The organism is Ulvibacterium sp., assembly GCF_965248315.1.
In the GTDB taxonomy this organism is placed as follows: Bacteria; Bacteroidota; Bacteroidia; order Flavobacteriales; family Flavobacteriaceae; genus Ulvibacterium.
This window is the reverse complement of record NZ_CBDFIX010000002.1, coordinates 2,501-16,499: the sequence shown is the minus strand read 5'-3', so window position 1 is coordinate 16,499 and position 13,999 is coordinate 2,501. Positions and strand designations below refer to the sequence as shown.

Sequence of the window (13,999 nt, the reverse complement as noted above, 5' to 3'; positions counted from 1 at the left end):
AGGCCGTTTGCGTCAATCTTTCAATTTGGTTATGGCATCTGGAACAATCCGATCCAAAAACATTTGATAAGCCTTTTCCGAAAGATGAAGATTGTCTCTGGCTACCAAGGAGGCGTCTTCCAGACCATTTCGGGATATGTCGGTAATATCAACAAATGAAATGCCGTTCCCTTCCGCGATTGTTTTTGCAAAATTGTTATAACCATCAATTTCATCCGAAATATTCTCAAAGCCCAGGTCCTGTCCAAACGGAGTATAGGAATAATCGGGGATGGAAATCGCAACCACTCGCTCAGGATCGTCGCCTGCCAAGCTCATAGCCCTGTTCAAGAGCTTCGGAAATTCATCTTCGTACTGCGAAAAAGGACGATTTTGAAATTGATTATTCACTCCGATCAATAGCGTGACAAAATCATAGCTATCTTCCAGCGTTTCCTCCTCCAGGGCATTGATTAAATTGTCCGTACGCCACCCTGCTCGGGCAACTACGTGCACCGTTACCCCTTTGGTAAGTTCACTGGCCAGGGCTTGTTGTAGCTGCCGGGGGAAACTTTGTAATGTGTCTATACCCGTTCCTGCCGTATAACTATCGCCTAGCGCAAGATAACGAATAGCAGTACCCGGTGAAATCTTCTGTTCAGGTTCCGACATGTCCGTAGCTACTGCTTCATCCGTAGTACAGGCAAGCCCGAGCATTGCAAAAGAAGCCATTAAAAGGAGATTGAATTTCAATAGTTGACCTACCATTTTACAAACTTAGTTTTTATGCAACCTAAAGGGATACTAGTATTCCGTAAAATTAGGGTTTAAAGCTTAACTATGAAGCAAAGGGACTATTGAAGGGCAATTAAGAGCGCTATTGTTTCATTACAGCATAGTTGGGTATATACTCATCTCCGTTTAGGATGAGGGCCATATCTTCTTCAAGGGATTCTACAGGACTTTCTACAATTCTATTGACCTCTTTTCCATTTTTGATGAATAGGATCGTGGGCACTTTTTTAATGTTCTTGCCTCTTTCTTCTCCCCCCGGGCTTTTTTTATACCACCCTTTTCTTCGATCTAAGGCTATGATTTCTAAATTTTCCAAGGGGAAATTGGCCTTCTTTAAAATTTTTATCAACCGAGGTACTTCCCGTTTACTATCCCCGCACCATGTACCCAAAAAGAGTTGTATGCGATATTGGGACAATTTCTTACTGAAAAGATGAACTAAGGTTTCATCCACCCCATAATCCTGATATGATTTTTGATACCATTCCCGATAAGGTTCCTTTTCAAAGACATTTGGTGTTATTTTACCCAAAAGGAATAACTTTCCGTTTTCCGGGGTGATTTCCTGATTTTGCCCATTCAAGGCCATACAAAACAATGTAAAAAATAGAAATGCACTAGTTTTCATGATTTTCGGTTTAAAGTTTAGATGCCGAAAATCACGGATTAGCGATTAGATCCAAAAAAAGTGGCGTTGGAAATGGGGACTAGACCCTAGGTGGATTTTCAATTTTGATTCTCAAAAAGCCCTTTGATGTCGTCTCTTTTGGAAACGTCTAGTTTTTTATACAAATTGTTGATGTGGGTTTTTACCGTACTGACGCTGATAAAAAGGTCCGTTGCAATCTCCTTATTGGTCTTTTCCTTTAGAATTTCGTTTACTATTTTTTGCTCCTGATGGGTAAGTTTCTCCAAAATTCCCCTTTTGGCCATTTCTCTGGATTGTCTTTTTTTTATTAACAAATAAATGTTCAGTAATAGGGAAAGTAATAAGGCAAAGCCTAAAATCCATTTCCAAGTAAAAAGATTTGCTCCTTTACCTGACGCAATTTGTTTATCCAAATCAATTTCGTTTTGGTAAAGCTCGGTATACCTAGTCTCAGGATATGTTCTTTTTAAACGTTCGAGCAAATCACCGTAGTAAGTATTGTCATTGAGGTCCTTTAAGTAATAGGAATAGGTCTCGTTTCTACGATCTGATAAAAAATCATAAATAAACAGTTCTGCCAAGGGCTCATGAAGACTAGCACCGAAATTCTGTAGGTTGGCAAACCATTTCTCAGAGTTGATTTTTTTATTGGCCTCGCTGTTGAAATCATTGAAATCCACAATCATTTCCTCCTTTAGAGTGGCTATTTCCAAGAAATTATCGGAAGAGGGATTTGTGGAAACGATCTGACAAAATGTTTGTCCGTAGGCCGATTTTGAGAAATTCAAAGTATCTGTATTGTTGGCTATAAAAAGCACACTTTGGCTAAAATCACAAACCCCGAGTACGTGTGGGTTTTTCGTGGACTCCATCTCACAACCATCTACATGTAGGCGGTAGATTCGATTTTCTTCCGGAAGATTGGTTCCCTGAAAACTAAACCGCCCCAAGGAGTCAGTCTCCGTTTTGCGGATGATTTGATCCGTATAAATTCGGGAAAGCTTTCTATAATCCTCTATATAGGAGAGGTACACCGTTTTGCCTTCATCAGGGTTTATGTGTCCATCAAAACGATATTGCCCCTGACTTTTAAGGACGGTAAAACAGATTAGAAAAAACAATATTCTTGTTGACATAAAAAAGGAGTCATATAAGAAATAAAAATACAGGTTTTGCGTAACAAATGGAGTAAAATTGCGTCCTATAGATACATCAATCAAAAGAAATTGTAAAATGGGTTGTTTCAGGGTCTTACTGGCTATCTTATTTCCGCCCTTGTCCGTTATCGATCAAGGTTGCGGTTCTATTATTATTGTCTTCTTGCTTACGTTATGTGGATGGGTTCCCGGTGTTATAGCTGCTCTAGTGATTTTAAATAATCCGAGTTAGAAGTCTTGCCATAACTGCCCTGTCGGGGTGGTAAAACTACATTCATAATAAACATAAAAGTGATGCTATCGTCGTATCTTTGTCCTTATGAATAAGAAGGTGGTGGTACAGGATTTGGGTTTTCAAGACTTCAAGAAGACTTGGGACTATCAGGAGACGCTTTTTCAGCGAATAGTTGACCTCAAAATCAAAAATAGAAGGCAAGGAAACAAACTTGAAACCCCTAATCACTTTTTGTTCGTAGAGCATCCACATGTGTATACCTTGGGCAAGAGCGGGGATGAAGATAACCTTCTTGTAGATGAGGTACAGCTAAAGGAAATAGGAGCCAAATTCTACAAAATAAATAGGGGGGGAGACATTACTTATCATGGTCCCGGACAAGTTGTGGGCTACCCGGTCTTGGATCTGGACAATTTCTTTACCGATATCCACAAATACCTTCGATTTCTAGAGGAAATAGTTATTTTAACCTTGGCCGAATATGGACTACAAGGACAACGCTCCCAGGGGGAGACCGGAGTTTGGTTGGATGTAGGTACTCCCTTTGTCCGTAAAATCTGTGCCATGGGCGTACGGGCCAGTAGATGGGTTACCATGCATGGCTTTGCATTGAATGTAAATACGGACCTTGGGTATTTTGACCATATGATTCCCTGCGGTATTAAGGACAAAGCTGTGACGTCCTTAAATGTGGAATTGGGAAAAAGGGAAATTGACATGAATGAAGTAATGCAAAAGCTACTTGTCCATTTTGAAACGCTCTTTGAGGCAGAATTGATAGAACAAAAGGCCAAAGTGTAAACTCTGGCCTTTCATCAAAAATCTATTTTTAATTTTATTTGCTCAGCTGCGTGAGTGCCATACTGTTCGTAAGGGTTCCATCTTTTCTATAGGTCTCCTGTTTAACCATGCCTACGCCTTCCGAGACCCACAATCTGGAAGGAAAAGTCTGGGTAGCGCCCATGGTCTTGGATTGGGTATCATTGTAAAGTACATAGCAATCAAACGTACCGGCAGGGGTGGTAACATTTTCTTGTTTCTCCACTTTACGATTGATCATATTCACCTCGATGTTCATGTTCACACCGGCCATACTTATTGCCATGGTTACGTTGGCATCATCCAAGGTCTGGCCTACGCTTAAGTTATTCGGCAGTTCTATATCCGTGCCTGTAATTTCATATTCCATATCCTTGAACTGACTGGTCATAGCTTCCGGTAACAAGGAATTGTAGTCAATTTTAATGCCCTTTCCGGTACAGGTATATGTATAATCCGAGGTAAAAACTTCCTTTCCTTTTTTATCGGCGAATTTCATGGACATCGTTGCACGGGTCTCACCTCCTGAATTGTCCACATTGGTAATGGTATAGTCTGTAACACCTTCGCTCTTTCCCTTTTTATTGTACATGGTGTATTGAAACGTAGTTCCCTCCACCAAAGGATAATATTTACTGCAACTGTCCTGTGAAAAAATGGCCTGTGTCACAAACAGTATGGCAAGGGTCAACCCCAGTATGGTCTTTTTCATAGCTAAATACGTATTATTGTTTAATAAATTCAACCCTTCTGTTTTGGGCTTTTCCGTCCGTGGTACCATTATCTCCTAACGGTTCAGTCTCACCTTTACCTTCCGTAATTAGGCGGTTTGAGGAAACGTTATATACCGAGACCAAGGCATTTTTTACAGCATCTGCCCTTTTTTTGGAAAGTTCCATATTGGAGGCGTCATTGCCGTCAGAATCCGTATGACCAACAATTTTAAGTTTCATGGAAGCCTCTTGCTGAAGGACTTGGGATATTTGTCGAATAACCCCCATAGACTGCGGCTTTAGATTGGCCGAGCCCGATTCGAACAAAATTGCGTTGGTAGATATTTTGCCCTCCGAGATTAGCTTGCGGCGCAGGTCCACACCACCCTCGGCCACTTTGAGGTTGGTAATAAAGATCCGTTCCTTCCCGTCCTTAAAATTGTTCATATGAAATTTCACGGTATGCAATACAGCTCCGGCGGGTAATAGCCTAGGCACATCCAAATATTTAACCTCATTGATCCAGAGTCTAAATCGCTGTTTGTTTGCGGCTATGGACACGTGTGGCATATTCAAGACTTCATCCCGTAAATCAGCTTTGACAGTACTGCGTATTTCCCTTTTTCCATTGATCCTGTTTTCAACGGTAACCCCGATTGCCGCATACTGACAGAATGGAATTTCCGCATAAGCATAGTTGGCACCTTCCTTAAATTTGTCATCATCGCTTAAGGTAACCCTAAGTTGCGCCGTTGAAGAGGTTTGCCTATCCAAGCCTACGGCCCCTATATCAAATTCAATAGTATAGTCCTCCGGTAATTTTGGTACATCGGGTACATAATAAATGTTGTATCCAGATTTCAGTTCGAGCCATTTTTGAGGTGAATCGCCCATAGTAATAATTTCCCCTCCCGCATTGGTATTCCATTTGGAAGGGAAATCCCCAATGAAGTCGTTTGCGAAATCATCAAAAAATAGTGGTTTGTCCCCTGGGACAAAATCGAACTTGCTATAAACCGTAATGGATTTTTCTGTGGCCGGAGCCGTACTTGGATTACCTCCACTGTTTCCGTTGCCCGAATTGGAATCAGGAGTATTCGTTTCCGTGGTTTGTGGGATAGGATTTCCGCCCTGACCACTTCCTTTTGACCCCGGTTCTAGAATACTGTCCAAGACTTGGTCTGTTTTTTCCGTCGTCTCTTTGTCAACTCTTCGTTCTACTGCCCTTTCAGCTGCTTTCTCCGCACGCTTGCCCAGCTTTTTCAGAAATTGGGCATTTGCGGTTTGTGCAAACCCCAATAAAAGGAAAAAGGTCGCTCCTATTTTAATGATTTTACTTACTTTTTTCATGATTTTAAAACTAAATTGGTGCCTTTTAAAAATACAAAATATCGGTTATGTCCAATGTGCGTTTATACTTACGTAACATTTTAGTTGGGGATCATCACCATTCTTAATCCGTGCTTTGTATTTCTGCTCGTTGCATTTTTAGTGGTTCTTAAGATCGTGAAGATTTAGGGGGAGTTTATATGCATTTGGTTAAATTTAAAAACCATTGTAAACCAAAAACAAAAAAATGTATAGTTGGCCGGTTATGATGTATGGATGGGAGGATAGAAGTTGTCAATTCATGTTATACATAATAAGGGAATTGTCCTGGTCCTTGACCACAACTTCCAACTTTCTATCATTGTCCACGTCGTTCAGATCTATAGGGGAAGTGCCGAAAATTGGAAAATTGGGAATAGGCTTCGCCATACTGTCAAAAAGATAAACTCTTTGATTTTGGATGTCTGTCAAACTAATGTATATCTTATCATAGATGTAGAAAATCTTTGGCGGTAGATATACGCCCAGATCCAGTTCTACCTTGTTTCCCTTTATACTGAGTTCATTGTTGTTCATAAGTACAAGCGTTTTGCTTGTGGCATCCAGGCCGTGGTCTTCATTGAGATTTAGGTTGGCTTCGGACATTTTTCCCCTTTCATCAATTTGATACAGAATTCCGTCTTTATCCGTCACAATAAATTTATTCTTGTATACGTATATTTCGTTTTCGGAGAAATCTATCTTCTTATCTGCCTTTACCCGAACTTTACCCACCCGGCTTAAGATCTTTAGGCTACCGTCCGAAAGTTTAAACGTCAGATAGTCTTTTTTGCCAATTCTAAAATGTTTTGGAGCACCAAGAACCGGGTGTTCCGCTTCGGTATAGGTGAAGCCGGTTACAATATTGCCCTTGTTGTTGTACATAAATATTTTTTCATTCTGTACCACGACAAATCGATAGTCCTTTTTTCCATCATAATCAAAAACTGCAAGCGGATTCAGGTTTCCACCTTCAAATGATTTTACGAAAGGTTTTACCTCTTCTCCATTTCTATCCAAAATCAAAAATTGATTATTTGTCGTAAAAGCAAGTTGCAGACGCCCATTCTTATAAATATCTACTTGATGTACCTTGCCTTGAATACGCCCATCCAATTTTTTGCTCCAAAGTATTTTACCGTTTCTTGAAATTAGATAGAGCGTATTGTCCACATCTTGGACAACAATTTCCTTTGTTTTGGTATTGTGGTTAACGACAAATTGAGGATTCATGGTAATTTCATTTTCCAAGTTTAGGGAAAATGACTTGGAAATGCTCCTATTGGATTTTTTGGATGTTATTGAATTGATTATGACATTGGTGTGAAAGATATCCTTGTCCGCCACCACCTGAGCTCCATATGCCGTAGGCTTAAGTTTTGATTTGCTAAAATCCTGGATGAAAGTCTTGGAAAAATGTGCATTCAACATATCCTTTATGCCGTCAGAATCCGAGAGGTACAAAATAGTAGATTCCGACGCTATATTTTCCATGGCCGTTTCATAAACAGGGGTATCCTGAAAAGTGTTGCCGTTTTTGTAATTTCTGATTACGGTTTGTAAGACCTCTTTTTCCTTGGAAAAAATAAAGGCATTGTCTAAAACTGTAACATATTGTGCATCAAAATCCGTAATAAGTGGTGAAAGCAGTTTTTCCAAAAAATCGCTTTGGCCCAATTCCAGGATTTCGTTTCCCTGAAAATCAAGGGAGCCCACTTGTATTTCTCCTAGATATTCGGAAATAGTTTCGGATCCGTACGTGTTTAACAAGACTGCCTTTTTGGAATCAAGATAGATGCACCCAATTTCCTCAACTGTTGAAAACAAGGAATCCTCTGGTACGGAATGCCCTAAAAACTCGCGTTTGTTTTTTGCAAACATCGCATAGTCATTGAATGTATAGGATAAGATGGACTCCGTATTTTTAGGGGCAAAATTTTGGATGGTGTTGGCCACCGGAGTGGTATTCTTAAAGAGGTTTAGGTAGTTTTTGGTAGAGTCCTGTACCATACTTATTCCCCTTAGATTGATGTAATCCAGTTGTAGGTCGATATCTAAGGACAGCCAATCCGAAAAGCGGGAGGCTTCAATTTTGGGATTGTCCCTTAACAAGGAGTTAAGAAGTTCGGTATTTTCATCCATATGCAGAAAAATAGAGGCAGGTTTTGTTGTACCCGATGCCGTGAAAAGTTTTTCTAGCGCTTTCGGAATTTCAACCTTTCCAAAACTTCCAGACAAATTTTTCAATACGGATTGTGATGAACTTACGGCTATTTTATTCTCCAAACGGGAAGCAAAAAACACTGATCCGTCAATGGTATACTGCTTTATTTCTTCCTGTCCCGTGGAAAGGCTCTCAATAGTTTTGTTTTTTATACTGTCCAGGTTTATGATATCCGGGGAAAAAGCTGTTACCAAAGTGTACCCCCATTTCCCCTCCGTGGATTTTGAAAAAGCCAATAAACTTGAAGTTTGTGGCCGAACATAATCGAGATTATTCACTACCTCGGCTATTTCCTTATAGGCTTTTGAGGATTTAAAACGTTTAAGGAAATCGTTGTTTTGAATACTTTCCTTAAAACTATCAAAGGAATTGATTTTGATAATGAGCGAAGCATTCGCCGGGATAAATTCCAGTAAGGATGAAGTGGTTTTTTTCTCTTCTTGGCAGCCAAAAATCAAAAAAAGAAAACAAAGGATAAGGATTTTGGACTTCATGGAAATACTTTGCCGTAAAAATAAACTTTTAAAATTCTAAGGTCAATTGGTCCGGCAATAACCTAAAACTTTTTCTATGATATTTTGTGGTACCATATTTAAGGATGGCCTCCCGGTGTTCTTTTGTGGGGTAACCTTTGTTCTTTTTCCAATTGTACATAGGAAATTGTTCATGCAACGCTTCCATGTAGGCATCCCTATAGGTCTTGGCAAGTACGGATGCGGCGGCAATACTCATGAATTTGCTGTCGCCCTTTACGATACTTTTATGCGGAATATTTTTGTAGGATTTAAATCGATTTCCATCAACAATGATGAATTTGGGCGTAATAGATAATAAATCGATGGCTTTGTGCATCGCGAGGATCGAGGCATTAAGAATATTGATTTCATCAATTTTTTCGGGATACACATGGGCCACACCATAACACCTGCAATCGTTTTCCAATATGGGCCGTAAAAAGTCCCGTTTGCCGTGTGAAAGCTGTTTGGAATCGTTTAAAATATCATTTTTAAAATCTTTGGGAAGAAGTATAGCAGCAGCCGTAACAGGCCCGGCAAGGCACCCTCTACCTGCTTCGTCGGTGCCCACTTCATCAACATTATGATAGTACGATTTAAGCACTCTTACAACTGTTTTGGTTTGGGCACAATATAAGTATACTAAACTGGGATCGAAAATAATTTGCGCCAACTTTAATGATGTCTCCCAAAGGCCCGGAAAACTTTCACATTTCATTAGGAACAAAAAAATTAACTTTGCCCATGAAACTTGTTTTGATATACTGCTTTATGCAATTGCCAAAATAGTTTATTATAGTAATCCCGCCATTTGACGGGACCTGTTTAATGCTTCCTTGGGGGCGGTCATCAGATTTAATGAAATATTTCCCTTTCCTGTTTTTATTATTTTTTGGACTCTCCCTCCATTCCCAAGAAGACTCCATTCCGCCGGCAAAGAAACTGGATACCTCCCGTTTAGGGGAAAGGAGAATAAAACCTAGTAATGAAAAAATGGAGGCCCCTTCCCAGGAATTGACTATAAGGGACTATAAAATAATCTCCTACGAGCGCGATACCACTTTCTTGGACACCACCTTGACCATACAAAAGGAATACCGCTATAATTATTTAAGAAAGGATGATTTTGAACTTATGCCCTTCTCCAATGTAGGTCAACCTTACAATAAATTAGGAGTAGATTTTAACAGAAGAAACCTTTATCCCGTATTGGGGGCGGAGGCACTTCACTATAATTATATGGAAATGGAGGACATTATGTACTATAACGTACCTACACCCATGACGGACCTCTTTTTTAAGACAACGTTTGAACAAGGTCAGCTTTTAGACGCCATGCTCACCTTTAATACTTCCAAAAGACTGAATTTTTCATTGGCCTATAAAGGTTTTAGGTCTTTGGGTAAGTACGCCTTTGATCAAGCGGAATCGGGAAACTTCAGGACAACCACTAATTATACATCGCGGAACGGCCGATATATTTTGCGGGCACATATTGCGGCCCAGGACATAGAAACGGAGGAAAATGGAGGATTACTGAACAGGGAACAATTTGAGACTGGCGGTGAAGACAATGAATTTAGGGATCGATCCAGAATAGATGTAAGATTTGCTGATGCCAACAATAAGATATTGGGGAAGAGATATTTTTTAGATCATCAATACAAGTTGTTAAGAAGCAATCGTGACTCCTCTAAGGTAGAGGCGACATCCTTGGCCATTGGTCATAAATTCAATTATGAGACTAAATATTACCAATTCATACAAACGGCGAGCAACGATTATTTTGGGAGTGCCTTTCTTACGGATGTCAATGATAAGGCTAATCTTAAGACGATGCTCAATGAATTTAGCGCTGAATTCTTCAACCCTATTTTAGGCCGACTTCAAGGAAATATTAGTCTATATAATTACAACTATTTCTTCAATAGTATTTTGGTAAATGATACGCAGCGAATTGAAAACAGGTTAAAAGGAGAGGAAATTGCCGTTGGGGCAAAGTATGAAAAACGGATTGGTGGCTTCCGGTTAAAGGGCGATATAAAATATAATGTTTCCGGAAGTTTAACGGGTAGTATTTTGGATGCTTCCGCGAGTTACCGGTTCAATGAAAATAACAACCTTAGATTCTCAATTCATTCCTCTTCCAGAATGCCTAATTTCAATTTTCTGCTTTACCAAAGTGAGTATGAGAATTACAACTGGCAGAATACGGCCGTATTTGATAATCAAAAGGTAAATAACATCCAGGTTAATTTTGATTCCGGTTTTTGGGGTAACATAATGGCCAAATATACCACCGTGGATAACTATACCTATTTTACTTTAGATCCGGAAAACCCGGTGGATGAAGGAATGGAATTGGGCAACATAAGGCCATTTCAGGAAGGCAATAGTGTAAATCACTTAAAAATAAAATATACTAAGGAGTTTAGGTTGGGAGGTTTTGCACTTAATAATACCGTAATGTATCAGAATGTCTCTCAAACCAATAATGTAATTAATGTTCCCCAATTGGTTACTAGGAATACCTTGTATTTTTCGTCAGAAGTATTTAAAAAGGCGATGTACCTGCAGACTGGTGTTACATTCAAATATTTTTCGGCCTATACGATGGATGGGTACAATCCGCTGCTTGGGGAATTCTACATTCAGAATACTGAAAGTTTAGGAGGGTACCCACTAATGGACTTTTTTATCAATGCCCGGGTAAAACAAACCAGAATATATTTGAAAGCGGAACACTTCAACTCTTCTTTTGGAGGAAGCCCTAATTTTTATTCGGCACCAAACTATCCCTATAGGGATTTTGTAATTCGTTTTGGCCTAGTTTGGAATTTCTTTTCTTGATGGAATCTCTCCAGTTTCACAATTTTTTAGCATAAGGTATCTACTATTCATCAACAATGTAAGGCCAATATGAACATTTTTTTATCTATTTCAAATAATCAAAACAAAGTTCTATACCCTTTATTCACGTAGTTTTTTGATGTTTGACTTGGGTGGAATACTGCGAATATTCTGAACCTTTTTAAAAAAAATCGTTCAGGTGTTGTACAAACAAAAAAACCGGTTTATATTTGCAGCCGCTTTGGGGGATGCCCCGGGCGAATTGAGAAGTTCATATACATATTGTGGAGACGAGGAGTGGGTCTTTAAGAGGGCCTTACTCCGAGGAAACAGACAAGAAAAGCAGATAATGATAATTTAGATCGAGGGCACGGGATCGGGCTTCGGGCGCCGGCGCGTAGATATATACGAGTCGACGATGAAGAGTTTGATCCTGGCTCAGGATGAACGCTAGCGGCAGGCCTAACACATGCAAGTCGAGGGGCAGCATTCTGTGCTTGCACAGAGATGGCGACCGGCGCACGGGTGCGCAACGCGTATGGAACCTGCCCGCTGCAGGGGAATAGCCCGGGGAAACCCGGATTAATGCCCCGTGGTACCCTTTCGCGGCATCGCGAGAGGGTTAAAGCCTACGGGCGGCAGCGGATGGCCATGCGTACCATTAGCAAGTTGGTGGGGTAACGGCCTACCAAAGCTACGATGGTTAGGGGCCCTGAGAGGGGGATCCCCCACACTGGTACTGAGACACGGACCAGACTCCTACGGGAGGCAGCAGTGAGGAATATTGGACAATGGGCGGAGGCCTGATCCAGCCATGCCGCGTGCGGGAAGACGGCCCTACGGGTCGTAAACCGCTTTTGTACGGGAAGAAACCTCCCCACGTGTGGGGAGTTGACGGTACCGTAAGAATAAGGACCGGCTAACTCCGTGCCAGCAGCCGCGGTAATACGGAGGGTCCGAGCGTTATCCGGAATCATTGGGTTTAAAGGGTCCGTAGGCGGGCCGTTAAGTCAGGGGTGAAATACCACGGCTCAACCGTGGAGGTGCCCTTGATACTGGCGGTCTTGAGTCACGGTGGGGCGGCCGGAATATGTGGTGTAGCGGTGAAATGCATAGATATCACATAGAACACCGATCGCGAAGGCAGGTCGCCAACCGTGTACTGACGCTGATGGACGAAAGCGTGGGGAGCGAACGGGATTAGATACCCCGGTAGTCCACGCCGTAAACGATGGACACTAGCTGTCGGGCCCTCGGGCTCGGCGGCCAAGCGAAAGTGATAAGTGTCCCACCTGGGGAGTACGTTCGCAAGAATGAAACTCAAAGGAATTGACGGGGGCCCGCACAAGCGGTGGAGCATGTGGTTTAATTCGATGATACGCGAGGAACCTTACCAGGGCTTAAATGCATAATGACAGGGGTAGAGATACCCTTTTCTTCGGACATTTTGCAAGGTGCTGCATGGTTGTCGTCAGCTCGTGCCGTGAGGTGTCAGGTTAAGTCCTATAACGAGCGCAACCCCTGCCGTTAGTTGCCAGCATGTAAAGATGGGGACTCTAACGGGACTGCCGGTGCAAACCGCGAGGAAGGTGGGGACGACGTCAAATCATCACGGCCCTTACGTCCTGGGCCACACACGTGCTACAATGGCCGGTACAGCGGGAAGCCACCCCGTAAGGGGGCGCGGATCCACAAAACCGGTCACAGTTCGGATCGGGGTCTGCAACCCGACCCCGTGAAGCTGGAATCGCTAGTAATCGGATATCAGCCATGATCCGGTGAATACGTTCCCGGGCCTTGTACACACCGCCCGTCAAGCCATGGAAGCCGGGAGTGCCTGAAGTCCGTCACCGCGAGGAGCGGCCTAGGGCAAGATCGGTAACTAGGGCTAAGTCGTAACAAGGTAGCCGTACCGGAAGGTGCGGCTGGAACACCTCCTTTCTGGAGCGCGGCGCCCGTTGCGCCCCTTCCCGTGCCCTTCGGTCTTTTTTTTCTTTTTTTCTGCCTGTTCCCCACGTCCCCGCGATAAGGATATAGCGGCGGCGGCCCCGGCCCCGTTGCACATTGGAAAGCTACAGTCCCATAGCTCAGCTGGTTAGAGCGCTACACTGATAATGTAGAGGTCGGCAGTTCGAGTCTGCCTGGGACTACGAAGCTCCGTGTTATGGTTTTTGTACCATGGGCCAAGGTCCATGGAGGTTCATTGAGAATAGGATCATTGGAAATTCTAGGTGTTGAGTTGCCGTTATATAGTACCGTTAACCGTTAACCGTTAACCGACAACTGGAAAACGGGGGATTAGCTCAGCTGGCTAGAGCGCCTGCCTTGCACGCAGGAGGTCATCGGTTCGACTCCGATATTCTCCACCTACGCTCGCCGTAGCTCGCTTCGGTGGACAGGTCCACTTGTGAAGAGGGCGAAGGAGAGCTTACGAATTGGGCGAAGAGTCTGTTGCCGATGGTTTTTTATAATTGTCGGTGGCGACCCGCCACAAAGGTTCATTGACATATTGGGACAGGGCGCGCATTTGTTATGGATGTGCGCACTGGGAGGAAACACGAATTTTTTTTAAGTAGAGAGAGCGAGCGACTAGGAATCAAAGGTTCGGCGACAAGCTGGACAAGGGCGTATGGGGGATGCCTAGGCTCCCAGAGGCGACGAAGGACGTGATAAGCTGCGAAAAGCCGCGGGGATC

At 42.4% G+C, this 13,999-nt stretch carries 10 protein-coding genes, 2 tRNA genes and 2 rRNA genes (1 of these 14 only partly in view); 7 read left to right on the top strand and 7 right to left on the bottom strand.

All coding sequences use genetic code 11. The features are described 5' to 3' along the window. Positions 1-12 precede the first annotated feature (12 nt). The 3 genes from ACP2AF_RS01590 to ACP2AF_RS01580 form a co-directional block, all read right to left on the bottom strand. Positions 13-711 carry an SGNH/GDSL hydrolase family protein gene (locus tag ACP2AF_RS01590; protein ID WP_425234494.1) on the bottom strand — a complete coding sequence of 233 codons (699 nt, stop codon included), beginning with the start codon at positions 709-711 and terminating at the stop codon, positions 13-15. A gap of 145 nt (positions 712-856) precedes the next feature. Beyond that, on the bottom strand, positions 857-1,402 hold the full coding sequence (locus ACP2AF_RS01585) for a thioredoxin family protein (RefSeq protein ID WP_425234493.1): 546 nt from the start codon (positions 1,400-1,402) through the stop codon (positions 857-859). A 98-nt stretch (positions 1,403-1,500) separates the two neighbouring features. Next, the gene (locus ACP2AF_RS01580; protein WP_425234492.1) at positions 1,501-2,559 is read right to left on the bottom strand and encodes a response regulator transcription factor; all 1,059 of its coding nucleotides are present in this window, start codon (positions 2,557-2,559) and stop codon (positions 1,501-1,503) included. Positions 2,560-2,656: 97 nt separating this feature from the next. On the opposite strand from ACP2AF_RS01580, the gene ACP2AF_RS01575 reads away from it, so the two are divergent. Continuing rightward, positions 2,657-2,812 (top strand): YqaE/Pmp3 family membrane protein, encoded by a 156-nt coding sequence (locus ACP2AF_RS01575; protein ID WP_120710797.1) that lies wholly within the window; start codon positions 2,657-2,659, stop codon positions 2,810-2,812. An 87-nt stretch (positions 2,813-2,899) separates the two neighbouring features. Next, positions 2,900-3,616 carry a lipoyl(octanoyl) transferase LipB gene (lipB, locus tag ACP2AF_RS01570; protein ID WP_425234491.1) on the top strand — a complete coding sequence of 239 codons (717 nt, stop codon included), beginning with the start codon at positions 2,900-2,902 and terminating at the stop codon, positions 3,614-3,616. A gap of 34 nt (positions 3,617-3,650) precedes the next feature. On the opposite strand, the gene ACP2AF_RS01565 is transcribed toward lipB, so the two are convergent. From ACP2AF_RS01565 to ACP2AF_RS01550, 4 genes are all read right to left on the bottom strand, one after another. Next, the gene (locus ACP2AF_RS01565) at positions 3,651-4,346 is read right to left on the bottom strand and encodes a hypothetical protein (protein WP_425234490.1); all 696 of its coding nucleotides are present in this window, start codon (positions 4,344-4,346) and stop codon (positions 3,651-3,653) included. A gap of 13 nt (positions 4,347-4,359) precedes the next feature. Beyond that, complete coding sequence (locus ACP2AF_RS01560; RefSeq protein WP_425234489.1) at positions 4,360-5,697, bottom strand: OmpA family protein; 1,338 nt, start codon at positions 5,695-5,697, stop codon at positions 4,360-4,362. Positions 5,698-5,970: 273 nt separating this feature from the next. After that, positions 5,971-8,433: a ribonuclease HII gene (locus ACP2AF_RS01555; protein WP_425234488.1), complete on the bottom strand. Its 2,463-nt coding sequence runs from the start codon at positions 8,431-8,433 to the stop codon at positions 5,971-5,973. A gap of 28 nt (positions 8,434-8,461) precedes the next feature. After that, a complete protein-coding gene (locus ACP2AF_RS01550; protein WP_425234487.1) occupies positions 8,462-9,058 on the bottom strand; it encodes a ribonuclease HII in 597 nt (198 codons plus the stop codon). Positions 9,059-9,312: 254 nt separating this feature from the next. Between ACP2AF_RS01550 and ACP2AF_RS01545 the strand changes: the two genes are divergently transcribed. The 5 genes from ACP2AF_RS01545 to ACP2AF_RS01525 form a co-directional block, all read left to right on the top strand. Next, positions 9,313-11,304 carry a putative porin gene (locus ACP2AF_RS01545; protein WP_425234486.1) on the top strand — a complete coding sequence of 664 codons (1,992 nt, stop codon included), beginning with the start codon at positions 9,313-9,315 and terminating at the stop codon, positions 11,302-11,304. Between the two features lie 415 nt (positions 11,305-11,719). Further along, a 16S ribosomal RNA gene (locus ACP2AF_RS01540) occupies positions 11,720-13,245 on the top strand. A 135-nt stretch (positions 13,246-13,380) separates the two neighbouring features. Continuing rightward, a tRNA-Ile gene (locus ACP2AF_RS01535) sits at positions 13,381-13,454 on the top strand. A 142-nt stretch (positions 13,455-13,596) separates the two neighbouring features. Then, positions 13,597-13,670 (top strand) — tRNA-Ala (locus tag ACP2AF_RS01530). A 243-nt stretch (positions 13,671-13,913) separates the two neighbouring features. Further along, positions 13,914-13,999 (top strand): 23S ribosomal RNA (locus ACP2AF_RS01525); its annotated part runs 2,500 nt beyond the window's last position; the annotation flags it as partial.